22 protein-coding genes are annotated in these 22,613 nt (G+C 68.4%); all 22 read right to left on the reverse strand.

The features are described 5' to 3' along the window. The 22 genes from OSH07_RS11700 to OSH07_RS11805 all read right to left on the reverse strand — a co-directional run bounded on the left by OSH07_RS11700 (nucleotide 1) and on the right by OSH07_RS11805 (nucleotide 22,613). Nucleotides 1-258 carry a hypothetical protein gene (locus OSH07_RS11700; RefSeq protein ID WP_266338830.1) on the reverse strand — a complete coding sequence of 86 codons (258 nt, stop codon included), beginning with the start codon at nucleotides 256-258 and terminating at the stop codon, nucleotides 1-3. A gap of 113 nt (nucleotides 259-371) precedes the next feature. Then, the gene (locus OSH07_RS11705; protein ID WP_266338831.1) at nucleotides 372-1,142 is read right to left on the reverse strand and encodes an SDR family NAD(P)-dependent oxidoreductase; all 771 of its coding nucleotides are present in this window, start codon (nucleotides 1,140-1,142) and stop codon (nucleotides 372-374) included. A 1-nt stretch (nucleotide 1,143) separates the two neighbouring features. Next, complete coding sequence (locus tag OSH07_RS11710) at nucleotides 1,144-2,082, reverse strand: 3-hydroxyacyl-CoA dehydrogenase (protein WP_277614242.1); 939 nt, start codon at nucleotides 2,080-2,082, stop codon at nucleotides 1,144-1,146. Beyond that, nucleotides 2,082-2,972: an N-acyl homoserine lactonase family protein gene (locus OSH07_RS11715; RefSeq protein WP_266338832.1), complete on the reverse strand. Its 891-nt coding sequence runs from the start codon at nucleotides 2,970-2,972 to the stop codon at nucleotides 2,082-2,084. The genes OSH07_RS11710 and OSH07_RS11715 overlap by 1 nt, the downstream gene beginning before the upstream one ends. 13 nt (nucleotides 2,973-2,985) lie before the next feature. Then, nucleotides 2,986-3,564 carry a hypothetical protein gene (locus OSH07_RS11720; protein ID WP_266338833.1) on the reverse strand — a complete coding sequence of 193 codons (579 nt, stop codon included), beginning with the start codon at nucleotides 3,562-3,564 and terminating at the stop codon, nucleotides 2,986-2,988. Next, nucleotides 3,554-4,597, reverse strand: coding sequence for a LacI family DNA-binding transcriptional regulator (locus OSH07_RS11725; RefSeq protein WP_266338834.1), 1,044 nt, complete (start codon nucleotides 4,595-4,597; stop codon nucleotides 3,554-3,556). Before OSH07_RS11725 ends, OSH07_RS11720 begins: the two co-directional genes overlap by 11 nt. A gap of 26 nt (nucleotides 4,598-4,623) precedes the next feature. Next, a complete protein-coding gene (gene hisD / locus OSH07_RS11730) occupies nucleotides 4,624-5,913 on the reverse strand; it encodes a histidinol dehydrogenase (protein WP_266338835.1) in 1,290 nt (429 codons plus the stop codon). A 58-nt stretch (nucleotides 5,914-5,971) separates the two neighbouring features. Next, nucleotides 5,972-7,192, reverse strand: a complete 1,221-nt coding sequence (locus OSH07_RS11735; RefSeq protein ID WP_266338836.1) for a sugar ABC transporter substrate-binding protein — start codon at nucleotides 7,190-7,192, stop codon at nucleotides 5,972-5,974. Between the two features lie 99 nt (nucleotides 7,193-7,291). Continuing rightward, the gene (locus OSH07_RS11740; RefSeq protein WP_266338837.1) at nucleotides 7,292-8,302 is read right to left on the reverse strand and encodes an ABC transporter permease; all 1,011 of its coding nucleotides are present in this window, start codon (nucleotides 8,300-8,302) and stop codon (nucleotides 7,292-7,294) included. Further along, on the reverse strand, nucleotides 8,299-9,306 hold the full coding sequence (locus OSH07_RS11745; RefSeq protein WP_266338838.1) for an ABC transporter permease: 1,008 nt from the start codon (nucleotides 9,304-9,306) through the stop codon (nucleotides 8,299-8,301). Before OSH07_RS11745 ends, OSH07_RS11740 begins: the two co-directional genes overlap by 4 nt. Further along, nucleotides 9,303-10,856, reverse strand: a complete 1,554-nt coding sequence (locus tag OSH07_RS11750; protein WP_266338839.1) for a sugar ABC transporter ATP-binding protein — start codon at nucleotides 10,854-10,856, stop codon at nucleotides 9,303-9,305. Before OSH07_RS11750 ends, OSH07_RS11745 begins: the two co-directional genes overlap by 4 nt. Nucleotides 10,857-11,199: 343 nt before the next feature. Then, nucleotides 11,200-12,651, reverse strand: a complete 1,452-nt coding sequence (locus tag OSH07_RS11755; RefSeq protein WP_266338840.1) for an aldehyde dehydrogenase family protein — start codon at nucleotides 12,649-12,651, stop codon at nucleotides 11,200-11,202. A gap of 5 nt (nucleotides 12,652-12,656) precedes the next feature. Beyond that, the gene (locus tag OSH07_RS11760; protein ID WP_266338841.1) at nucleotides 12,657-13,424 is read right to left on the reverse strand and encodes an SIS domain-containing protein; all 768 of its coding nucleotides are present in this window, start codon (nucleotides 13,422-13,424) and stop codon (nucleotides 12,657-12,659) included. Then, nucleotides 13,421-14,203: a nucleoside phosphorylase gene (locus OSH07_RS11765; RefSeq protein WP_266338842.1), complete on the reverse strand. Its 783-nt coding sequence runs from the start codon at nucleotides 14,201-14,203 to the stop codon at nucleotides 13,421-13,423. Before OSH07_RS11765 ends, OSH07_RS11760 begins: the two co-directional genes overlap by 4 nt. Then, nucleotides 14,200-15,099 carry a carbohydrate kinase family protein gene (locus OSH07_RS11770; RefSeq protein ID WP_266338843.1) on the reverse strand — a complete coding sequence of 300 codons (900 nt, stop codon included), beginning with the start codon at nucleotides 15,097-15,099 and terminating at the stop codon, nucleotides 14,200-14,202. Before OSH07_RS11770 ends, OSH07_RS11765 begins: the two co-directional genes overlap by 4 nt. Beyond that, a complete protein-coding gene (locus OSH07_RS11775) occupies nucleotides 15,096-15,662 on the reverse strand; it encodes a cysteine hydrolase family protein (RefSeq protein ID WP_266338844.1) in 567 nt (188 codons plus the stop codon). Before OSH07_RS11775 ends, OSH07_RS11770 begins: the two co-directional genes overlap by 4 nt. Nucleotide 15,663: 1 nt before the next feature. Beyond that, the gene (locus OSH07_RS11780; protein WP_266338845.1) at nucleotides 15,664-16,560 is read right to left on the reverse strand and encodes an ABC transporter permease; all 897 of its coding nucleotides are present in this window, start codon (nucleotides 16,558-16,560) and stop codon (nucleotides 15,664-15,666) included. Then, a complete protein-coding gene (locus OSH07_RS11785) occupies nucleotides 16,557-17,618 on the reverse strand; it encodes an ABC transporter permease (RefSeq protein ID WP_266338846.1) in 1,062 nt (353 codons plus the stop codon). Before OSH07_RS11785 ends, OSH07_RS11780 begins: the two co-directional genes overlap by 4 nt. Then, a complete protein-coding gene (locus tag OSH07_RS11790) occupies nucleotides 17,615-19,165 on the reverse strand; it encodes an ABC transporter ATP-binding protein (RefSeq protein WP_266338847.1) in 1,551 nt (516 codons plus the stop codon). The genes OSH07_RS11785 and OSH07_RS11790 overlap by 4 nt, the downstream gene beginning before the upstream one ends. 26 nt (nucleotides 19,166-19,191) lie before the next feature. Further along, nucleotides 19,192-20,223, reverse strand: coding sequence for a BMP family lipoprotein (locus OSH07_RS11795; protein WP_266338848.1), 1,032 nt, complete (start codon nucleotides 20,221-20,223; stop codon nucleotides 19,192-19,194). Beyond that, nucleotides 20,162-20,980 carry a GntR family transcriptional regulator gene (locus tag OSH07_RS11800; protein ID WP_266338849.1) on the reverse strand — a complete coding sequence of 273 codons (819 nt, stop codon included), beginning with the start codon at nucleotides 20,978-20,980 and terminating at the stop codon, nucleotides 20,162-20,164. The genes OSH07_RS11795 and OSH07_RS11800 overlap by 62 nt, the downstream gene beginning before the upstream one ends. A 259-nt stretch (nucleotides 20,981-21,239) precedes the next feature. Then, nucleotides 21,240-22,613, reverse strand: a complete 1,374-nt coding sequence (locus OSH07_RS11805; RefSeq protein ID WP_266338850.1) for a dicarboxylate/amino acid:cation symporter — start codon at nucleotides 22,611-22,613, stop codon at nucleotides 21,240-21,242.

Consider the following 22,613-nt stretch of genomic DNA (forward strand, 5'->3'; position numbering starts at 1 on the left):
TCAGAGGACGTCGAGTTCGATCTCGTCCGCCAGCGCCTCTTGCTTCTGCTCGTCCGTCAGGGTGACTTCCTCGGATTCGCCTTCGGCATTCTTCACCTCGAAGGTGTCCGGCAGCTCGTCGTTGAGCGACCAGTAGGCCAGCATCGCCGCTTCGGTCGGGTTGCTGGCGATCACGTCGACGGTGATCGTCACCTGATAGTGGTCGCCTTCGAATTCGTCGAAGTCCGTGTCGAGCTCGGCTTCCGTCTTGTCCGACATCCATGTCTCCGCAACTTTGTCGGCGAGGTGGTTCCCGCCGATCCAGCTGCTCTCCTACGCAGTTTGCGTGTCAGCGGAAAGACCTCTTCCGGCGCGATCCCCCACCGCCCCCGCTAGCAGAGCGGCCGGCCGCCATCGATCGGGATGATCGAGCCGGTGGTGAAGGTCAGAAGGCTCGCCACCGCCAGCACCGCATTCGCCACCTCTTCCGGCTCGGACAGCCGGCCGAGCGGCGTCTGCGCCGCCTGCCGGTCGCGCCATTCCGGGTCGAGGCCCCTGACGAATTCCGTGTCGACCAGCCCCGGCGAGACCGAGACGACGCGGATCTCGGGCGCCAGCGCGCGCGCCAGCGACTTCGTCAGATTGTCGACCGCCGCCTTCGAGGCGCAGTAGGCGATGTTGCTGCCCATCGCCGTCACCGCGGCGATCGAGGAGATGTTGACGACGAGCCCGTCGCCGGACGCCTTGAGCAGCGGACGGAAGGCGCGGACCATCGCGATCGGGCCGCGCACATTGACCGCCAGCACCTGGTCGATCAGCGCATCGTCGAGCCCGTCGAGATCGCCATGGGCGACGAAGCGCGTGGTGCCAGCGCAGTTCACCAGCATGTCGAGCCGGCCATAGCCGGCCTCGACCTCCACGGCGAGCCGGCCGATCGCGGCCGTATCGGTGACCGGGGCGGCGAGCGCCCGATGCCCATCGCCCGGCAGCGAGGCGGCCAGCGCCTCGGCCGCCTCGGCGGAGGCGTTGTAGCCGACGACGACGGTCGCGCCCGCCGCCGCCAACGTCCGCACGATCGCCGCGCCGATGCCGCCCGCCCCGCCCGTGACGAGCGCGACCCTGCCCTGAAGCGCCTTGGCGCCGATCGATGCTGAGGCGGTCATCTCAGTCCTTCTGGGCCTGCTTGTGCGCCACGAGCCGCATCAGCCGGCCGTCCCGCCAGGCGCGGCGATCGGCGAGGGCCTCGCTCGGCAACGCACCGCGCCGCTCGGCCGCGACCCGCCCGACGAGCTCGTCCGACCAGGGCTTCGGATCGGTCCTGTCCTGCGCGACCGAATGATAGAGCGGCCCGAGGCGCTCTGCGTAGTCGGCGACGCCGCCCGGAGCGTTCAGGTCGATCGTCTCGAACGGCCCCATGAACGACCAGCGCAGGCCGAGGCCATGCGCGACGGTGGCGTCGATGTCGGCGGCGCTGGCATAGCCATCCTCGAACAGGGCCCAGGCCTCGTTCAGCAGCGCGCCCTGCAGGCGGTTCAGGATGAAGCCGGCAATCTCGCGATTGACCACCACCGGCACCTGGCCGAAGCGTTCCATCTCGGCCCGCAGGAACGGCACGATCGCCGGGTCTGTCCAGGGCGCCGGCACCAGCTCGACCACCGGAACCAGATGCGGCGGATTGACCGGATGGCTGATCAGGAAGCGGCCGCGATTGCGGCAGCCCTCCGTGAAGGCCGAAGCGGGAATGCCGGAGGACGAGCTGCCGACGATCGCATCCGGCCGCATCGCCGCGTCGATCGCCAGCGAGATCGCCGTCTTGACGTCGACGCGCTCGAACACCGACTCCTGCACATAGTCGGCCTCGGCCACCGCCTCGGCGAGGCTGTCGGCGACCGAGATGCGTGCGAGGATGGCCTCGACCTCGTCGACGAGCCCGACCGAGCGCATCTCGGCCAGGCTTTCGCGAATGCGATCGAGCACGGAGGCGCGGATCGACGCCTCCGCATCGAAGACCCGTACGGTCGCGCCGGATCGGGCGAAGACGATCGCCCAACCCGAACCGACCAGCCCGGCGCCGACGATGGCGACGTTGCGGATCGGCTGCATCAGTTCACCTTCGAGGCTTCGCCGTCGGCGAGGCAGATCTCGGTGATGCGCAGGCCGTCGGCGGTGATGCGCGAGGGGAAACGGTCGCGCAGCCGCTCCTCGTGGATCGGGATGACGCGGCGGGATTCGTAGCCGACCTGCTTCATCATCTCCTCGGTCGCCAGCACCAGATTGGTCTGGCTGCCGGTGGCGAGGCCGACCGGCACATAGATCGGATCGTTGACGTCGACGGCGCCGCCCGGGCCTTCGATGTTGTCGAACACATAGACGAGGTCGCCGGCGAGCACCCAGGTATCGGACGAATCCTTCTCGCCGTCATTGCGGACCGTGATCCACTGCGAGCCGAAGGTGTGGCTGTCGAAGGCGGCGTGCAGGTCGACGCCCGGCAGCACGTCGGCGCGGGCGCCGTCGACGGTGACGAGGCGGCGCTGGCGGGCGAGGTCGAGGCCGCGCACGATGTCGCCGGGATCGACCGCCGTCATCATCCACCGCATGCGGTCTGGCAGCGCCATCGCCCAGGCCCATTTCGCGACCTCGCGCTCCTGGATGTAGAAGGTGGCGTTGGGGAAGTCCTCGACATTGCCGAAATGGTCGAAATGGGCGTGCGTGACGAAGACGGTGTCGACTTCCTCCGGCTTGACGCCGACCCCGCCGAGCACGGCGCGCGGCGAGCGCCAGTTCTCGACGCCGAAGCGGTCGCCCAGCACCTTGCCATAGTCCTTGTCGTTATAGCCGACGTCGATCATGGCCGTATGGCCGTTGCCCTTGATCAGGGCATAGCAATAGGGAAGCTTCACATAGCCCTGATTGTGCGCGCCATAGAGCACGCCGCTCTTGTGGTAGTTGGTGACATAGCTGTATTCGAGCACCCAGATCGAATAGTCGCCCATATAGTCTTCCTCCCTAGCATCGTGTTGGTTGGACCATGCATGAACAGCAGGCCTGGCTGAAATCGACCATGCTCAAGCCCGCCTCCATGTCGGAGGCGCTCCTCAGGGCTTGATAGGCCGCGTTGATCTCGTTCGAGGCGATCGCGAGCGCCGCCTCGCCGCCGCCGATCTCGCCGAAGCGGCGGAAATGCCGAAGGCCGGCGCCGATATGCGCGAAGGTGGCGTCGAGCCTGGCCTTGTGCGCGGCAAGCCCGCCCGGTGCGTCGAGCGCCGCCAGCGTTTCGCCCGCCTGACGCCAGCGCTCGTCGGCGATCGGCAGATCCGGCAGGTCGAGCACCTCGCGCCGACCACTGGCCTGGACCAGGATCAGCAGCCCGGCGAGCTGGCCGATCAACCGGCGGAACGCCTCATAGGCCTTGCCGGCCTCGACGCGATAGACGACGACCCGATCGGCCAGCGCCTCTTCTGCGGCGCCCGGCAGCGCCACGGCGCTGGCCGTGAAGCGCGCCGGCTCGGCGAGCGCCGAGCAGTCCTCGCGATGCAGCGTCACGGCGCGCTCGAACAGCGCCCGCCCGGCCTTGTCAGTCCGCATGGCGGTTCCTCGTCGATTGCCGTTCGACCAGCACCGTCGGCGCGATGCGCTGCACGAAAGGTTCGGCCGCCGGTTGGGCGGAAACCTTGCGCGCGATGTCGACCGTGCTCTTCAGCATCGCCTCGACCGGCTGGCGTACGGTCGTCAGCGCATGCGACGGCCAGGCGGCCATCGCGACATCGTCGAAGCCGACGACGGAAAGATCCTCGGGAATGGCGAGCCCGAGCTCGCGGCGAACGCCGTCCATGAAGCCGATGGCGAGAATGTCGTTGGCGCAGAAGACGCCGTCAGGGCGAGAGGCCAGCGCCCCGAAGGCCGCCGCCGCGCCATAGCCGGCTTCGTAGGAGAACAGCCCGGCCTCGACGCAGACCGGCTCCTCCAGCCCGCGCTCGATGGCGCGCTGAACGAACCCGGCCCGGCGTTCGACATTGGTCGAGGCGTCCGGCCTCGCCGCGATATAGGCAAGACGTTGATGGCCGCGATCAATGAGGAAATCGGCGACCATGGCGCCGCCGATGCGGTTGTCGCAGCTGACGCCGAAGCAGTGATCGTCCTCGGACAGGCGGTTGAAGAACACCACCGGCGTCCCCTGCGCCTCGCATTCGTCGCGCACCTCCGGCGACAGACGCGAGGCGAGGATGATGGCGAGGTCCGGCTGATAGGTGAGCAGGAGACGGACCGCGTCGTCGATCTCCTTCGGCGCCTGCGCGGCCACCAGCATGACGTTCATGCCGAAGGCGCGCAGGTCCTCGGTCATCCGCGTGACGACTTCCGGGTAGAAAGGATTGGTGATGTCCGACACCACCAATCCGACAATGCGGGTCTTCTTGGTGATCAGGCTGCGGGCGAAGGGGTTCGGCCGGTAGCCGATCTCCTGCGCCCGCTTCAGGACCACGTCGCGCGTCTGCTGCGCGATGACGGCGTGGGGATGGAAGGCGCGCGACACGGTCGACACGGACATGTTCAGGTCGCGCGCCAGATCCTTGACCGTGATGCGCGGCTTGCGCTCCCGGCCCTTCGCGTTGTCAGCCATGATCATCCCTCCGCGGTCCATGGTGCTCAGGCGGCGTTGCGCCCCCCGAATCGACGGACGCGGATGTTCGCCTGTTCGGCGTGGCCGTGGAATCCTTCCAGCATGCAAAGGCGCGAGCAAACTTCGCCAACCAGCGCGCTCGCCTCGTCCGTCAGAACCCGCTGATAGGTGCAGGTCTTGATGAACTTGCCGACCCACAGGCCGCCGGTATAGCGCGCCGCCTTCTTGGTCGGCAGCGTGTGGTTGGTGCCGATCACCTTGTCGCCGAAGGCGACATTGGTGCGCGGGCCCAGGAACAGGGCGCCGTAGTTGGTCATGTTGGCGAGGAAATAATCGGGATCGCGGGTCATGACCTGGACATGCTCGGAGGCGATCCGGTCGGCTTCCGCCACCATCTCCTCGTAGCTGTCGCAGACGATGACCTCGCCATAGTCGGCCCAGGACTGGCCGGCCAGCGCCGCCGTCGGCAGCGTCTGCAGCTGGCGCTCGATCTCCGCCATCGTGTCGCGGGCGAGCCTTTCCGAATTTGTCAGCAGCACCGCCGGCGAGTTCTTGCCGTGCTCCGCCTGGCCGAGCAGGTCGGTCGCGCAGATCTCGCCGTCGACGCTGTCGTCGGCGATCACCAGCGTCTCGGTCGGGCCGGCGAAGAGATCGATGCCGATGCGGCCATAGAGCTGGCGCTTGGCCTCGGCGACGAAGGCGTTGCCGGGGCCGACGATCATGTCGACCGGGGCGATCGTCTCGGTGCCGAGCGCCATGGCGCCGACGGCCTGGACGCCGCCGAGCACATAGATCTCGTCGGCGCCGGCGAGGTGCATCGCCGCGACGATCGCCGGGTGCGGCCCGCCCTTGAACGGCGGCGCGCAGGCGACGATGCGCTTCACGCCCGCCACCTTGGCGGTCACCACGCTCATATGGGCGGAGGCGACCATCGGATACTGGCCGCCCGGCACGTAGCAGCCGACGGCGTTGACCGGGATGTTCTTGTGGCCGAGCACGACGCCGGGAAGCGTCTCGACCTCCAGATCGAGAATGCAGGCGCGCTGCTTCTCGGCGAAATTGCGAACCTGGGCCTGGGCGAAGCGGATGTCGTCGAGATCCTGCTTCGAGACCTTGGCGAGCGCTGCCTCGATGTCGGCGTCGCTCAGACGGAAGGTCTCCGGCGACCAGGCGTCGAAGCGCTCCGAAAGCTCGCGCACCGCCGCGTCGCCGCGCTTGCCGATATCGGCCAGGATGCCCTCCACCGTCGCGCGGACCTTCGCGTCATTCTCGGCGACAGCGCTCGAATCCTGACCGCGCTTCAGATACTTGGCCATTCTCGTTCCTCGTCTCGTCAATGGGATGGTGGACGGCCGGAGCCGTCCACCGGTTGCATCAGGGGGTCACGGTCGGCTGGATCTTCGTCAGCTTGTAGAGATCGGCCGGCGGCTCGCAGTTCTGGCAGTTGATGCCGGGCTCGTTCGGAGCCTTGACGACGTCGGCCGGCAGCGGCTGGATCGTCGCACCCGGGGTCGGCTTGCCGTCGAGGGCCGAGGTCAGCGACAGCTCGGGCAGCAGCTCCGGATTGAACACTTCGGTCACGAAGGAGGACGGCACCTTGCCTTCCGGGAAGACGTTGCAGCCATTCTCGAACGTGTCGCCGGCGCAGACCTGGACCGAGGCGGCCGGAACCCACGGCAGCGGGTATTCGATGTTGGTCGGCTCCAGCGTGCGCTTGCCGGTCAGGATTTCCATCAGCAGCTTGAAGGCATAGCCCGACTGCGCCGGCGGCGAGCCGGCCGAAACGCCCTTCAGGCCCTTTGCCTGCATGTCCGGATTGGCGAGCGCGAGGCGGAGCCCGTTGGAGTTCTCGCCGGTGATCGGCACGAGCTTGGAGCCCGCGTCCTGCAGCGCCTGGATCGCGCCATATTCGCCGGCCTGCGCCCAGATGCCATCGACATCCGGATGTGCGGCGAGCGCCTTGGCGGTCTCCTGCTGGGTCGTGCGGTCGTCCCAGTAGGAATAGTATTCGGCGGCGATCTCGATACCCGGATACTGCTTGAAGATGTGCATCGCGCCGTCGGTGTGGCGCTTGTCGACCGAATTGCCGGGCACGCCGCGGCTCAGGAAGATCTTGCCCTTGCCGCCGAGCTCGTTGACCAGCGCCTGGGCCGAATTCTCGCCGAAGCCGGAGGTGATGTAGCTGACATTGTAGGCGCAGGGCTCGGTGACCGTGGCGTCGTAGGTGAAGAACTTCACGCCCTGCTCGCAGCCGCGCTTGATGACGCGGTTGAGCGCCGTCGAGGAGATCGGGAAGGTGACGATGCCGTCGGCGCCCGCCTCGATCATGCTTTCATAGGCGGAGATCTGCGCCTGCGGGTCGGTGCCCGAGATCACCTCGATCAGCTCGACCTGCTTGTCATAGGGCGGCGTCGCGGCCAGCGCCTTGACGATGTTCGCCGCCTCGGACTGCCACGCGTTGCCGCTGTAGCTGAGGCTCAGATAGATCTTGAACTTCTTGTCCTCGGCATGGGCCGACCCGACCAGACCGGCCAGGGCCACCGCCGCCGTGGTGCAGAGCATCGTCGCCCTGCCAAGACGCTTCCAATTCCGCATGTTTCCTCTCCTCTTTCTTCGCTTTGGACGGCCCGACGATGCAGTGAGAACGTTCTCACCCGAAGACAAAGACGTGCATCGACCGGAGCGACCTCCCCTTCAGCTCCGCTTCGGCCGTCGCAGCCGAGCGAAGAACTCCTCGCGCATGAAAAACAGGGCGGCGACGATGATCCCGCCCTCGATCACGGTCCGCCAGCCCTGCTCCAGGCCGATCGCCGCGATCACGGTGCCGAGCGTCGTCAGCAGGAAGGCGCCGCCCACCGTGCCGATGAAACTTCCGCGGCCGCCGAGGATCGACGAGCCGCCGATCACCACCGCCGCGATGCTGGGCAACAGGTAGTTGTCGCCCATCCGGAGCGTCGCGCCATTGGCGTAGCCGACCAGCATCATGCCGACGAAGCCGGCGCAGACCGCGCTGACGACATAGGCCTGAACCGTGACGGAACCGACCGAGACACCGGCGACACGCGCCGCCTGATCGTTGGCGCCGACGGCGTAGAGCTTGCGGCCGAACACGGTCCGGCTCTGCAGCAGCCAACCGGCGACGACGAACAGGACGACGAAATAGACGACCACCGGCACGCCGAGCCACGTCGTCTTCATCAGCGCCGTCAGTACCGCCGGCGAGGCGCCGCGCGGCGTGCCGCTGGTATAGCCGAGGGCGGCCGAGGCAAGGATGATCGACGTCGCCATGGTCATGATGAAGGGCGGGATCCTGAGCACGGTGACGCCGAGACCGTTGAAGACGCCGACCAGCGCGCAGACCGCCAGGATCGCCGGCAGCACGTACCATTCGCCAGCGCCGGACCAGCCGGTCGCCAGCACGCCGCCGAGCGTGATCACCGAGGGGATGGAGAGATCGAGCCCGCCGACGAGGATGACCAGGCCCTGGCCGAAGGAGAGCACGATCAGGAACGAGGCGAGCATCAGCACGGTCAGCACCTGGCTCCAGGAGCCAAGCGCCGGGCTGACGAAGCGTGATCCAAGGATCAGCAGGATGGCGAGCCCGAAGACGATGATCGCATTGGCGGTCTCGCGCGACATGCCGCCGCCGCGGCGAAGGTCGGCCGACGCCTGGAAGGCGGCGCTGTTGGGTTCCGATCCGCTCATTTCTTCGCTCCGGCGTTGAACAGGCGTGGCATGAAGCGGCCGAACAGGATGGCGAGGATCAGGACGAAGCCCTGGAAGATGCCGGTGTAGAAGGACGACACGCCGCCGGAGAACAGCACCTTCTGCAGCAGCATCAGGCAGCCGGCGCCGACGATCGAACCGATCAGGCCGCCGCGACCGCCGGAGAGCGAGGTGCCGCCGAGCGCCACCGCCGCGAAGACCAGCATCAGGAAGGGTGCGCCGGCGTTCGGATTGCCGGTGGCGGTTTGCGCGCTCAGCATGAAGCCGGCGACGCCATAGAGCATGCCCGCGCCGACGAAGGCGGCGAAGCGAACGCGCGTCACCGAGACGCCGGAAAGCATGGCGGCCTGCTCGTCGGCGCCAACCGCATAGATGCCGATGCCGGTATTGGTGCGTACGAAAGCGAGCCAGGCGAGCGCGACGGCGCCGACGATCAGGCCCGCGACCGGCACCACGCCGAACAGCGTTCCCGTCAGTTCATAGGATACCCAGTCGGCGACCATGCCGCCCGGCGCGTCGAGCACGACCAGCGCCAGGCCCTGGCAAACGATCATCGTGCCGAGCGTGGCGGCGATGGTCTGAAGACGCAGCACCGCGACCAGCCAGCCATTGACCGTTCCCACCGCCGCGCCGATCGCGCAGCAGCCGAGCAAGCTCAGCAGCGCGCCGCCCGGACCCTCCATCGGCTTGACCGCCATGAAGACGTTGGTGAGCGACACGACGCCGGCGACTGAGAGGTCGAAGCCGCGGCTCAGCACCACCAACGTCTCGCCGGCGGCGGCGATCGCCAGCGGCGCGGCGTTGTTGATCAGGTTGGTGAAGGTATAGGAGGAAAGCGCGCGCGGCTCCCACATCGCATAGAGCGCATAGAGCACGACATAGAGCAGCGTGACGATCGCCGCGCCGCTGGTCAACGCCCGTACCCATCCCGGCCGCCGGCCACCCCGCTCACCCTCGAGCGACCCCACCGCACTCACACTCATGACGCTTTCTCCAGACCGGCGGCATGCGCTGCGCCCTTCGGTGCTGCCGCATGCCCCACCAGCGCGCCGACAAGGCGCTGTTCTTCCAGTTCGTCGCCGCTGAATTCCGCGAAGATGCGGCCGCCATAGAGGACGAGGCAGCGATCGGCGAGGTCGGTGACCTCGGGCAGTTCGGACGAATAGAAGAGCACCGAGCCGCCGGCGTCGGCGAAGCGCCGGATCGCGGCATAGATTGACTGCTTGGTGCCGACATCGACGCCGCGGGTCGGATCGAACAGGAGCAGCGTGCTGGCGCCCGTCAGCAGGGTGCGCGCCAGCAGCGCCTTCTGCTGGTTGCCGCCGGAAAGATCGGCGATCGGAAAGGCGAGATAGCGCGCCGCGAGATCGACGCTCGCCGCGACCGACGCAGCCGCCTCCGCCTCCAGTCCGCTCCAGACCAGGCCGCCGCGCGCGATCCGCCCCGCCACCGGCAGCGTGATGTTGCCGGCCGCCGTCAGGCTCGACAGAATACCCTCGGTCTTGCGCTCCTCCGGCACATAGGCGATGCCGCGGCCAGCCTTCAGCGCCGCCTGCGGATTGCGCAGGGTCGTCGGCTTGCCGTCGACCCGAATGACGCCGCCCGCCGGCTTCGCGAGGCCGGCCAGCATGCGGAACAGGTCGCGCTGGCCCTGCCCTTCCAGCGCCGCGACGGCGAGAACCTCGCCCTGGCGGAGCGCGAAGGTGACGTCCTTCAACTGGCCGCCGGACAATTTGTCGACGGCGATCGACGCCGCTGCGCCGGCGGCCCGCACCGGCCGGTCCGCCTTCTCGCTGCGGACGGCGCGCCCGACCATCATCTCGAAGATGTCGGCATCGGACGCCCCGGCGAGATCGACGGTGGCGATGCTGCGGCCGTTGCGAAGCACCGTCGCGCGGCTGCAGAGAGCGCGCACTTCGGCAAGCCGATGCGAGATGTAGAGGACCGCGACGCCGCGCGCCGTGGCCTGGCGGATCAATCCGAACAGCCAGTCGACCTCGGCGAGCGCCGCCGTCGGCTCGTCGAGGACGAGAACCTTGGTAGCGTGCTCCATGGCGCGGACGATCTCGAGCCGCTGCCGGTCGGCAAGCGACAGGTCGGAGACGATCTCGCCGGCATCGATGCGCGAAAGCTCGTAGCGCTTCAGGATCGCCGCGGCGGCGGAGCGTGCGGCGGAAGCGGAGGCGAGGCCCGCAACGCCGCGCGGCATGCGCGGCAGCATCAGGTTCTCGGCCACCGTCAGATTGGGAAGCAGGCTCAGTTCCTGGAAGGCGGTGGCAACACCGGCGCCGCGCGCCTCAAGGATGGTGCGCGGCTGGAAGGCGCCGCCGTCGAGCGACATGCTGCCGCTATCCGGCCGCACGACACCGCTCAGGACCTTCACCAGGGTGGACTTGCCGGCGCCGTTCTCGCCGAGCAGCGCATGCACCTCGCCCGGCTTCAGGACCAGATCGACGCGCTCGAGCGCGACGGTGGCGCCGTAGGATTTGGAAACAGCGCCGACCGCGAGCGCAATTTGCCCGTCTCTGACCATGCGCCCCTCCCAAGGTCCATATCGTCAGTGAGAACGTTCTCTGAGAACGTTCTCACCATGCTGCAACCAGATTGCGCTGTCAACCGCCGCCGTGAAGGCGCTGCGTCTTTCGAAGCCGTTCGCGGCCATGCGGGTTCGGCCGGACGCGTCGAATGACGAAGCCCGAGCAACGGGAATTGGCGGTTCTTCCAGAGGATTCAGGGCCGGACCAGCGTCGGCGAAATCATCGCGAAAGGCAGGGGGAAAGCCTCGCGGAGCGGACCGACGGAACAACCGTATCGGCGAGGCCCGCCAGCGCCGGACGCGCCGCTAGAGATCGGCGCGTCCGGATACGGGAAGCGGCTCAGACCGCCAGCGGACGGACGCGCATCTTGATGTGCTTGGATTCGCGGAAGGCGGCGAGGCCTTCCGGACCGAGCTCGCGGCCCATGCCGCTCATCTTCCAGCCGCCGAACGGCGCCTGCAGTTCCGTCGTGTCGTTGACGTTGACGCCGATCGCGCCCGCCTCGATCCGGTCGGCGAGCGCCCAGGCCCGCTCCAGATCGCGTGAATAGACATAGGCCGCGAGGCCGTAGGGCAGCGCGTTGGCGACGCGGAGCGCCTCGGCGTCGTCCGCCACCGGGCGGATGGCCGCGAGCGGGCCGAAGGTTTCCTCCGTCAGCGCCAGCGCATCGTCCGGCGCATTGTCGACGAGGGCCGGCTCGTAGAAGAAGCCCTTGGCGAATTCCTCGCCGTCCGGGATCCGGCCGCCGACCAGCAGCTTGCCGCCCTTGGCGACGGCGTCGGCGACATGGGTCGTCACGCGCTGGCGCACGCCCTCATGCAGCATCGGGCCGTAGAGCACGCCGGGCAGGCTGCCATTGCCGAGCTTGATCTTGCGGGTTTCCGCCACCAGCGCCTCGACGAACTCCTTGTGGATGCCCTTCGAGACGAGGATGCGGTTCACCGCGATGCAGATCTGGCCCATGTTGGAGAAGGAGCGGCGCGCCGCGGCCGCCGCCGCCTCGACCGGATCGGCGTCGTCGAGCACCACGAACGGGCTCTGGCCGCCCAGCTCCAGCGACAGCCGCTTCAGCGTGCCGGCGGAGGCGCGCATGATCGACTGGCCGGCCGGCACCGAGGCGGTCGCCGTGATCATCCTTATGTCGGGATGTTCGGCCAGCGCCGCGCCCACCTCCGGGCCGGTGCCCGGAATGTCGTTGACGACGCCTTCCGGCACGCCCGCGTCGACGAAGCACTGCACCACCATGCCGATCGCCAGCGGCGTCTCGTGCGGCGGCTTGGCGACGAGCGTGCAGCCCGCCGCCAGCACCGGCGCGATCTTCCAGCAATAGAGATCGACCGGATAGTTCCACGGCACGATGGCGCCGACGACGCCGACCGGCGCCGTCGTGACGATGCTCTTGATGTCGGCGCGCGACGACGGCCGGATAGAGCCGCCGAGGCGACGCCCCTCCTCCGCATAGTAGCGAATCACCTCGATGCCGAAGCCGATCTCCTTCTTGGAGTCCGGCACCGGCTTGCCCTGCTCGCGCGTCAGCGTCGCGGCGATGGCGTCGATGCGCTCGGCGACGAGATCGGCGGCGCGGTGCAGGATCTTCGCACGCTGGTCGGCGTGCATCGAAGCCCAGGCGGGTAGCGCGCGGCCGGCAGCGGCGACGGCGAGGTCGACATCCGCCCTCGACGCCAGCGCGCTGGAGCCGACAAGTTCGCCGGTCGCCGGATCGCGGATCTCGATCCGCTCGCCCTTGGCGGCGTCGCGCCAGGCGCCGCCGATGAAAAGTCCTCGTTCCATCTGGCTCACCGCGACTTCAGCCTCCGCCACAGTTCCTCGTAGTTGCGGTCATTCTGGGCGTTGGCTTCCGCCTTGCTGGTCGTGTTGGGATTGACCATCACGAACGGCTTGATGCCCTGCTGAACGAGCTTCTCGGCCGTCGTCGCCACGATCGCGTGGGCGATCGCAATGGTGACGCTGGTCGAATTGGCGCCGACCGGATGCTCCAGGCCGTCGATCACGAGCGAGGCGTCGGCCTTCGGAATGCCGGTGTCGATGACGACGTCGGCGACCTCGAACAGGCGCTTGCCGGAGGAGTGGCGCGACGGGGTGACGCTCGAATGCGGCAGCGACGTCACGCCGACCACCTTCATGCCGCGCGCCTTGCACTCGAGCGCGATGTCGAGGATCACGGCGTTGATGCCGGAATGGGAGAACAGCACCATGGTGTCGAGCGGGTCGAGCTGGTGCGAGTTCAGGATCGCCTTGCCATAGCCCTCGACGGCGTGGATGAAGCGATACTGGCGCGCGCCCATGTCGCCGAGCACGCGGTGGAACGAGATCATCGTGCTCTCGACGATCGGCCGGAAGCCGGTGATCGTGCCGGTGCGCGGGAAGCTTTCGAGAGCCGGCAGCGCGCCGTGGCCGGTGCCGAAGGTGAAGGCCAGCTTGTCGGCGGCGATGCTCGCCGCGCAGAGCTCGGCCGCCTCTTCGATGGCCGCGGCCTGGGTGGTGCGGACCCTTTCGAGCCGCTCGGCCAGCGTGTTGAAATAGCGGTCGACCATCGACGTCATGACGTCACCTCGTTCTTCTTCGTTGCAAATTCCGCGATCGAATCGAGCGCGACCTCGAACAGTTCGCGCTCGGCGACGGCCATCGCCGCGTCGTCGATCTTCTCCTGGCTGAAGGCGTCGACCGTCGCGACGCAGAGCGTCGAGGCGCTGGCGCCGAGCACGCGGGCCGCCACCAGCAGCGCCGAAGTCTCCATGTCCGTGCCGATCAGGCCGAGGCGCTGGATGTCCTGCTTCAGCGTGTCGATCATCGCCCGGCTCTGGCCGGAAAGGCCGAACATCTCGGTATAGAAGCCGTCATAGGTGCCGTAGATGCCGGCGTGCCAGGTGCGGCCGGAGCGGCCGAGATGCTGGCGCAGCGTCGTGTTGAGCTCGAAATCGGCCATCGCGGGGAAGCCGAGCGGCGCATAGGTGTTGGAGGTTCCCTCGGCGCGCAGCGCGCCATCCGCCAGCACGAAATCGCCGAGCTTCGCCGGCGGCACGGCCATGGCGGTGCCGATGCGCAGGAAGCTGCGCACGCCGAGCGCGAACAGTTCGTGCAGGACGATGGTCGCGATCGGCGCGCCCATGCCGAAGGCGCTGACGGTAATGCGCTGGCCGTTGCGGGTGCCGGTGACCGTGCGGAGGCCACGGTTTTCCGGCAGGAACTCGACATCGGTCAGGTGCTCGGCGATGCGGCCGATGCGGGCGGGATCGCCGACGAGAATGGCACCGCTGCCGACCTGGTCGCGCTTCGCGCCGATGTACCAGGCGGTGTTGGTCTTTTCGTCTTGCTTGGTCATTCTCTCAATGCACTTTCATTTTCGGAAGTCTGGCGTGCGAGCAGCAGCCGGCGCGCGGCGGCATGGCCGGAGCGCACGACGGCAGCGAGATCGGTCTCGCCCTTATCGGTCTCGCCCTTGGCGAGCGCCGCCAGCACGCCGCCGGCGAAGCTGTCGCCGGCGCCGGTCGGATCGGTAACGGCGAGGGGCTCGGCCGAAACCGCGATGGAGCGCTCGTCGCGCGTGATGGTGGCACCGGCGCCGCCGCGCGTCTCGATCAGCACCTGGCCCGGCCGCGCCGCGCCCGCTCCGGCCAGCGCGGCTCGCACGAAGCCGGCCTCGGCATGGCTGAAGCAGATCAGGTCGGCGCGCGCCGCGAAGCGGGCCGCCTGCGCCACCGACAGGACGCGCGGGTCGTGCTTGACGATCCAGGCGAGCCGCGTGCCGGGGCGGATCGCGTCGAGCACGGCGTCGTTGACGGCGGCGGGGCCGATGGTGATGCAGACCCAGTCGGCCGTGCCGACCAGCTCGCGCTGCGCTGCCGACAAGGTCAGCCCGGCCGGCATGCCGGGATCGTAGAGGCAGATGCAACCGCCGTCCGGCTCATAGGCGAGCACGGAGACGGGCGTGCGGGCGCCGGCGACGGCGTCGAGCCCCCGATCCGGCACGCCCCTGGCGGCAAGCTGGTCGCGATAGGCGTCGCCCGCCGCGTCGTCGCCGATCCAGCTGACGGGGATCGCCTGCGCGATGCCGTCAGCGACCAGCGCCATGGCGACGAAGGCGGGGCCGCCGCCGAGGCGCGGCCAGGCGTCCTGCGGCCGCTGCAGGATGGTCGTCGTCCGGCCGGCGCTCGGCGACCCGTCGAGAACAGCGACATGGTCGAGACTTGCAAAGCCGGTGATGGCGATGGTGGTCATGCCAGCATCCCGAGCGCTTCGCCGAGCGGCACGACGCGACCCATATAGCGGTCAATGTCCTCCAGCGACGCCTCGGCCAGGTGCGGCCGGTTGGAGTTGGTCGCCTCGCGCGGCACCACCGGCTCGAAGCCGTTGGCGAAGGCGTCCTGCGCCGAGGCGCGGATGCAGACATTGGTCTTGACGCCGGCGATGACGACGCGCGTCACCTTCTGCTCGTGCAGGAACAGCGCGAGATCGGTGGCGAAGAAGGCGCTGAAGCGGCGCTTGAAGATCGTCGTCTCGTTCGGCCCCTCGGGGCGGAACTCCGCGAAGAAGGCCGCGTCATGCGCGTCTTCCAAGTGATGGACCGGGAGCTTCCGCCATTCGAAATCGTCGAACCCGGCCGGCCGGTGCTTCTCGACCGCGTGCACGACGATGGTGCCCGACTTCCGCGCCGCGTCGAGCAGCGCCCGCATCGGCTCCAGCACGGCCTCGACGCCGGCATAGTAGTTGGGCTGGCCGGGCTCGAAGAACGAGTTGATGACATCCACCAGGATGAGCGCGGTCTTTGTCTTTTCGACCATGTCAGGCTCCTTTGTTCCGCGCACGCTTCAGGGTGATGGCGACCAGGGTGAGGATGACGATGACCATCACGTAGGGCAGCGTCTGCACCAGCTCTGCCGGCAGGCCACGCCCCTGCAGGCGGATCTGGATCGCGTCGAACAGGCCGAACAGCAGCGCGCCGAGCGCCGTCGGCCAGGGCCGGTTGCGGCCGAAATAGAAGGCGGCGAGCGCCAGGAAGCCGCGTCCGGCGGTGATTCCCTCGTTGAAGATGCCGACGACGCCGATGCAGAGATAAGCGCCGGCAAGGCCCGACATCGCGCCGGCGAAGACGGTGGAGGCGTCGCGCAGATTGAGCGGGTTGAGGCCGAGCGCACGCGCCGCCTGCGGCGCCGCGCCGGCCGCCCGCAGGCGAAGGCCGAGGCGGGTCCGCGCCAGGAACCAGGCCGTCGCCGGCACCAGCAGCCAGGCGGCCCAGGTCAGCGGGTCGTGGTCGGAGAAGATCGCGCCCAGCACCGGGATGTCGGCGACGACGGGGATGTGGATGCGCGGCAGCATGGCGACGTCGGGCAGGCTGAGCGTGCCCGAGGTGCCGTACCAGCTCTTCAGGAAGAAGCGCACCAGCCCGGCGACGGCGATGTTGAAGCCGAGGCCGACGATGATCTCGTTCGCCTGCAGCCGCGTGACGGTGAGCGACATCAAGAGGCCGAGCAGGCCGCCGACGAGGGCGGCGGCGACGAGCGCCGCCGGCCAGCTTCCCGTCTGCGAGGCGACCATGAGCCCGACCAGCGCGCCGGCCAGCATCATGGAATCGAGGCCGATATTGACGAGGCCGGCGACGCGATTGACCAGTCCGCCGAGGGCGGCGAGCAGGATCGGCGTCGTCATGAGGAACGCCGCATGGATGATGTTGTCGATCATTTGCCGCCCTGCCGCTGTTTCAGGAGCCAGCCGAAGCGGGCGACCGCGAAGATCATCACCGTTCCCTGCAGGATGTTGACGATCTCGATCGGCACGTCGCTGAAGAGCTGGATGGTGGCGCCGGACGTCGCCAGCGCGCCGAAGAGCAGCGCCGCCAGCAGGATGCCGATCGCCGAGCCGCGACCGAGCAGCGCCACGGCGATTCCGGTGAAGCCGTAGCCGGGCGAGAAGCCGACGACGAAGCGGTTGACGGTGCCGAGCGCCTGGATGCCGCCGGCGAGGCCGCCGATGGCGCCGGAGAGCAGCATCATCTTGATGATCAGCATCGGCACGTTGATGCCGGACGCGATGGCGAAGCGCGGGTTGAGACCGGCGAGCCGGGTCTCGAGCCCGAGCGCCGTGCCGCGGCCCCAGAGCCAGTAGAGCACGAGCAGCGCGATCGCGATCAGGAAGCCGGCATTCAGCGTCGAGGGCGGCATCAGGCGCGGCAGGCGCGCCGCCTCGACCACCATCGGCGTCGCCGAATTGGCCGAGCCCGGCGCCAGCAGCGGGCCGTTGACCAGCCAGGCGGTGAGGCTGACGGCGATGAAGTTCAGCATCAGCGTCGTCACGACCTCGTCGACGTCGAGCCGCGCCTTCAGAAGCGCCGGCACCAGCATCCAGAGCGTGCCGGCGATGACGGCGGCGCCGAGCGCGAAGGGCAGCAGCAGCGTGGCCGGCAGGCCGACAAAGGTGAAGCCGACATAGGCGGCGGCAAGACCGCCGACGAGCACGCAGCCCTCGACGCCGACATTGAACACGCCGGAGCGGAACGCCACGGCGGTGGCGAGGCCGGTCAGGATCAGCGGCGTCGAGGCGGCGACCGTCGCGGCAATGCGCTTGACGCCGCCGAAGGATTCCTTGAGCAGCAGCCAGTAGACTTCGAGCGGATTGTGGCCGGCGACGGCGAGCACGATGCCGGCGACGACGAGCGCCAGCACCAGCGGCGCGACCGCCAGCGCGACGTCGCGCCAGCCGATCGCCGGCGCCGTCCTGGCCGTGGAAGCAACGGCGCTCATGCGGCGATCTCCGCGCGGGTTTCGCCCAGCATCATGCGACCGAGCTCCTCGACCTTGGCCGAGCCGCGCGACACCTCGCCGGTGACGCGGCCGTCATAGAGGACGACGATGCGGTCCGACAGCGCGATGAGTTCATCGAGTTCTTCCGAAATGACCAGCACCGCCCCGCCCGCCTCGCGGTAATCGAGCAGGCACTGGTGAATGAAGGCGATGCCGCGAATGTCGACGCCGCGCGTCGGCTGGCAGGCAACGAGGAGCTTCGGATCGCCGTCGAGCTCGCGCGCCATGGCGACGCGCTGCTGGTTGCCGCCCGAAAGGCTGGAGATCGGCAGCGCCGAGGAGGCGCGCTTGACCGAGAAGCGGTCGAGCAGGGTTTCGACATGGCGCCTGATGGCGCCCTTCTGCAGCACGCCGCCCTTGCAGAGCGCGGCCGCGCGATGCCGGCCGGCGATCAGGTTTTCCGAGATCGGCGCGGCGAGGCAGAGCCCCTCCGCCGCGCGGTCCGGGCTCAGATAGGAGAGGCCCCGTTCGCGCCGGTCACGCAGGCCGAGCCTGGTGACATCCTCGCCGTCGAGCCGGACCGAGCCGCGCTCGATCCGGCCGAGGCCGGTGACGGCGGCGATCAGCTCGTCCTGGCCGTTGCCGGCGACGCCGGCGATGCCGACGATCTCGCCGGCGCGGATATCGAGATCGAGTTCCTTCAGGCGCAGCACGCCGCGCGCATCCTTGGCGGCGAGGCCGCGCAGCTCCAGCACGGTGCGTCCGACCGCGCTCGGCCGGGCGTTCGGCCGGCTCAGGATCTCGCCGATCATCATCTCGGCGAGGGCCGCCTTGCTGGTCTCGGCCGTCTTCATGGCGCCGATCACCTTGCCGGCGCGGATGACGGTGATCTCGTCGGCGAGCGCCATCACCTCGTCCAGCTTGTGGCTGATGAAGAGGATGGTGCGGCCTTCCGAGCGCAGCTTCTGGAGCAGGACGATCAATTCCTGCACCTGCGCCGGCGCCAGCACCGCCGTCGGCTCGTCGAGGATGAGCACGTCGGCGCCGCGATAGAGCAGGCGCAGGATCTCGACGATCTGGCGCACATGCACCGGCGCGTCGTCGACCGGCATGTCCCAGTCGAGCGTGACGCCCGCCTCGCGCTCCAGCTTGCGCGCCGCGTCGAGGGCCTTCCGGCGATCGATGCGGCGCAGGCCGTCGAGCGGTTCCTGCGCCAGCACCAGGTTTTCGAGCAGCGTCAGCCCGGGCACCAGCATGAATTCCTGGTGCACCATGCCGATGCCCTTCTGGAAGGCATCGGCGGGTCCGAAGAAGACGGTCGGCATGCCGTCGACGAGGACGACGCCCTCGTCCGGCCGGTCCATGCCCTGCAGGATGCGCATCAGCGTCGACTTGCCGGCGCCATTGCCGCCGACGATGGCATGGATGGTTCCGCGATGGGCGCGGAAGGTGATGCCATCATTGGCGACCAGCGCGCCGAACCGGCGGGTGACGCCCTGCGCCCCCAGTCGGATCGTCGTGTCCGGCTGAAATTCATCCATCGACATGGACCGTCCCTACGCGTGGATCGTGCTTACTTCAGGAAGTCCGGGTAGCCCTGGTCGACGACGTTCCAGACCTTGATCTTGCCGGAGAGGATGTCCTGCTTCGCCGCCTCGACCTTTTCCAGGATCGCCGGGGGGATGCGGTCCTTGGTGTACTTCATCTCCGACAGGCCGACGCCGTTCTCCTTGAGGCCGAGCGTGATCGTCTGGCCGCCCGGGAACTTGTCGGCGGCGTAGTCCTGGATCACCGTCTCGACGGCGTTGTCGGAATGCTTGACCATGCTGGTAAGCACGTTGCCCGGGGCGATGCCGTCCTGGTCGGTATCGACGCCGATGGCGTAGACGCCGGCTTCCTTGGCCGCCTGGATGACGCCCATGCCGGTTCCGCCGGCGACGTGGTAGATCACGTCGGCGCCTTCCTCGATCATCGCCTTGGCCATCTGCAGGCCGACGGCCGGATCGCCGAAATTGTTGGAATAGGCGATCTTGACGACGATTTCGGGATTGGCCGCCTTGGCGCCCTCGACATAGCCGGCAATGAACTTGTCGATGCCGGCCGACTTGGTGCCGCCGATCACGCCGATCACCGGCTTGTCGTTGATGCCCTTGATCGAGGTATCGGTCGTCACCAGGGCGGCGAGCGTGCCGGCGAGGTAGGAACCTTCCTGCTCCTGGAACAGCACGGAGGCGATGTTCGAGCCCTCGCGCACCTGGTTCAGGATGACGTACTTCGTGTCGGGATAGTCCTTGGCGACCTCGAGCATCGGCTCACCATGGGCATATTCGAGATCGACGATCAGGCCGAAATCGGCGTCGGACGCACGGCGCAGGATCTCGGTCGCCTGCGAAACCACTTCCTTGGATTCGACCGCCTTGCCCTCGAGCCCGGTCTCCTTCAGCGCGCGCAGAAAGCCGGAATGGGCGAGGTCGTTGTAGGACTGGTCGCCGAGGCCGCCCTGCGAGACGATCAGGGCGACGGGCTTGTCCTCGGCGCGGGCGCTAGCCGTTCCAAGGGCCGAGGCGAGGACCATCGTGGCGAGCGCCATCGAAGTGGATTTCATCTGACTTCTCCGTGTTGGTTCCAGGGTTCCGCGGCTGGCGCATGAGCGTCGCCTCGTAGGAGTAGCGGCGCGCGTCATAGACGGCGTTGACGGCGTCGAGCGGCGTGCCGTCGGCGGCGAAGGAATGACGTGTCACGGCGACGACGACCGCGTCCGCGCCCAAATTGAGCAGCTCCCGGTCGCCGGGTTCCGCCGTGCAGGCGATCAGGCGCTCGGTGGCGCCATGCACCGAAAGACCGCGCTCCTCGAAGAAGCGGTACAGCGAGAAGGAATGCGACGCGGCGACGTCGCGGGTGAGGCCGATCGACCGCGCCAGCTCGGCCGAGATCAGCGAGCGGTGCAGCGCCACCGCCATGCCGTCGACGAGACGCAGGCGATCGAGCCGGACCAGCGCCGTCCCTTCCGGATAAGGCAGGCCGGGCTGCCAGGACGCCTCGCCGAAGGCGAGCAGCTGGTGCGTGGCCTTGTGGCCCGCCGCCTCGACCGCCTCGGTGAAGCTCAGCAGATAGCCGGGCTGGCGGCGCAGCGGCGCGGCGGCGACGAACGAGCCGCTGCCCTGGCGACGGGTGATCAGCCCCTCATCGGCGAGCTGCTCGACCGCCTTCGCCACGGTGAAGCGGCTGACGCCCCAGTCGCGGGCGAGCTGCGGCTCGCTCGGAATGCGCGCGCCCTCGCCGAGCGTGGCGATGTCCTCGCGCAGTCGATCCGCGATCTGCAGATAAAGCGGACCGTCGCGGTCCCGCATCCCTGCCGCCATGGCTTCCTCCTAACTTGTCCAGTCAACTGTACAAGCAGGTTTCGGGATTTCAAGCGGTCTCGCTGGTTTGCCGCGAAATTATTCTTCGGCGGCGCGGCGCGGAGGAAAGCGCGCCCCGGCGGCTACGCCGGCGCAGCAACCATCGGGCCAAGGGCCGACGCCCCGCGCCCGCCGGTGACGGCGGTCGCGGGGGGCCTGGCAGCAGCGACGACGGGGAGAGAAAGGCGGGATCGAGGGGCGGCGCAGGTCCGGCCGGCGGTCAGGCCGTCGCGTCCTGCACGGGCTGCAGCCCCGCCGGGATCGCCTCGCTCTCGTCGATCTCGCGCGAATGCGGGGCGATCGCCGCGGTAGCGGCGGTGACCGTCGACACGCTGGCAAGCGTCATGAACGTGTCCGTGACCGCGTCGACGGCGACGAACAGGGCGAAGGCCGCCTCGAAGGGCAGTTGCAGATAGCTGCAGAGGATCGACATCTGCGACAGGATCACCAGCCCCGCCATGCCGGTGGTGGTGAGCGCCAGAAGCGCCGAGGACACGCCGATCAAGGCGAGGTCGGGGATCGAGAGCGTGCGTCCGTAGAGCTGGGCGATGAAGATGACGCCGCCGACATAGAGGAAGATCGCGCCGGTGCGCAGCAGCGCCGCCTGCAGCGGGGCCAGCAATTCGACGATCACCTGGCTGAATTTCAGCCGCTCCACGAGCAGGTTGATGATCCACGGGATCGAGGCGATGGTCGAGCGCGTGGTGATCACCACCATCAGCAGCGGCTGGAACGCCTTGATTGTGGACCAGTAGCCGCGGCGGGAACGAACCGCGACGATGGTGACCGCCGCGATCATGACGGCGAGGGTCGAAAGTCCCATCACGACGAGGAAGCGGCCCATCAGGGTCAGCGGTTCCGGCCCAACCTGCGCGGTCTGCTCGGCGATCAGGATGAAGGTCGCGATCGGCAGGCCCCAGACGAACCAGTTGGTCAGGATGATGCAGGCGCGGTAGATCGCGTCGAGGCCCTGGGCCAGGCTGGTCGCGGATTTCCGCGGCACCTGGCCGACGGCGAGGCCGAAAAGCAGGCAGAACAGCAGCACCTGGATCGTCTCGCCCTTGGCGAGCGCGCCGAAGACGTTGCTCGGCACGAGCTGGAGGAAGATGCCGAGCGGGCCGGCCTCCTTGCCGGCGTCGGCCGGCTCGGCCAGCGACAATTGCAGGTCGGTCGACACCGCCCCCTGCGAATTGATGAACATGCCGAGGCCGATGCGCGACTGCGGATCGTCGATCTGGCCGGGCTGCATGACGAGCGACAGCGTACCGATCAAGGCCACGCCGAGAACCGAGACGACCACGACCGCGAGCGCGATGCGGGCGAGATACCGCACCGAGCGCGGATCCTGCACCATCGAGGTGATCGAGAAGATCACTGACGAGACGAGCAGCGGCAGCACCACCATCGTCAGCAGGTTCAGATAGACCTTGGCGACCGGTGCCAGCGCATGGGCGACCGCCGGCGCGTGGATACCGCAAAGAATCCCGGCCGCGATCAGCACCAGCGTGGTGACGGGCGAGCGCAGCACGCGCTTGAACAGGGTGAAGCCTTTCGAGCGCGACACCGGCTCTGCGAGGGTTTCGTCCGTAGGCAC

Source organism: Kaistia nematophila (assembly GCF_026343855.1).
GTDB lineage: Bacteria > Pseudomonadota > Alphaproteobacteria > Rhizobiales > Kaistiaceae > Kaistia > Kaistia nematophila.

Bases quoted from the DNA above. Each gene is read 5' to 3' on its own strand.
- OSH07_RS11700 (WP_266338830.1), bottom strand. From the start codon at position 258: ATGTCGGACAAGACGGAAGCCGAGCTCGACACGGACTTCGACGAATTC.
- OSH07_RS11705 (WP_266338831.1), bottom strand. From the start codon at position 1,142: ATGACCGCCTCAGCATCGATCGGCGCCAAGGCGCTTCAGGGCAGGGTC.
- OSH07_RS11710 (WP_277614242.1), bottom strand. From the start codon at position 2,082: ATGCAGCCGATCCGCAACGTCGCCATCGTCGGCGCCGGGCTGGTCGGT.
- OSH07_RS11715 (WP_266338832.1), bottom strand. From the start codon at position 2,972: ATGGGCGACTATTCGATCTGGGTGCTCGAATACAGCTATGTCACCAAC.
- OSH07_RS11720 (WP_266338833.1), bottom strand. From the start codon at position 3,564: ATGCGGACTGACAAGGCCGGGCGGGCGCTGTTCGAGCGCGCCGTGACG.
- OSH07_RS11725 (WP_266338834.1), bottom strand. From the start codon at position 4,597: ATGGCTGACAACGCGAAGGGCCGGGAGCGCAAGCCGCGCATCACGGTC.
- hisD (WP_266338835.1), bottom strand. From the start codon at position 5,913: ATGGCCAAGTATCTGAAGCGCGGTCAGGATTCGAGCGCTGTCGCCGAG.
- OSH07_RS11735 (WP_266338836.1), bottom strand. From the start codon at position 7,192: ATGCGGAATTGGAAGCGTCTTGGCAGGGCGACGATGCTCTGCACCACG.
- OSH07_RS11740 (WP_266338837.1), bottom strand. From the start codon at position 8,302: ATGAGCGGATCGGAACCCAACAGCGCCGCCTTCCAGGCGTCGGCCGAC.
- OSH07_RS11745 (WP_266338838.1), bottom strand. From the start codon at position 9,306: ATGAGTGTGAGTGCGGTGGGGTCGCTCGAGGGTGAGCGGGGTGGCCGG.
- OSH07_RS11750 (WP_266338839.1), bottom strand. From the start codon at position 10,856: ATGGTCAGAGACGGGCAAATTGCGCTCGCGGTCGGCGCTGTTTCCAAA.
- OSH07_RS11755 (WP_266338840.1), bottom strand. From the start codon at position 12,651: ATGGAACGAGGACTTTTCATCGGCGGCGCCTGGCGCGACGCCGCCAAG.
- OSH07_RS11760 (WP_266338841.1), bottom strand. From the start codon at position 13,424: ATGACGTCGATGGTCGACCGCTATTTCAACACGCTGGCCGAGCGGCTC.
- OSH07_RS11765 (WP_266338842.1), bottom strand. From the start codon at position 14,203: ATGACCAAGCAAGACGAAAAGACCAACACCGCCTGGTACATCGGCGCG.
- OSH07_RS11770 (WP_266338843.1), bottom strand. From the start codon at position 15,099: ATGACCACCATCGCCATCACCGGCTTTGCAAGTCTCGACCATGTCGCT.
- OSH07_RS11775 (WP_266338844.1), bottom strand. From the start codon at position 15,662: ATGGTCGAAAAGACAAAGACCGCGCTCATCCTGGTGGATGTCATCAAC.
- OSH07_RS11780 (WP_266338845.1), bottom strand. From the start codon at position 16,560: ATGATCGACAACATCATCCATGCGGCGTTCCTCATGACGACGCCGATC.
- OSH07_RS11785 (WP_266338846.1), bottom strand. From the start codon at position 17,618: ATGAGCGCCGTTGCTTCCACGGCCAGGACGGCGCCGGCGATCGGCTGG.
- OSH07_RS11790 (WP_266338847.1), bottom strand. From the start codon at position 19,165: ATGTCGATGGATGAATTTCAGCCGGACACGACGATCCGACTGGGGGCG.
- OSH07_RS11795 (WP_266338848.1), bottom strand. From the start codon at position 20,223: ATGAAATCCACTTCGATGGCGCTCGCCACGATGGTCCTCGCCTCGGCC.
- OSH07_RS11800 (WP_266338849.1), bottom strand. From the start codon at position 20,980: ATGGCGGCAGGGATGCGGGACCGCGACGGTCCGCTTTATCTGCAGATC.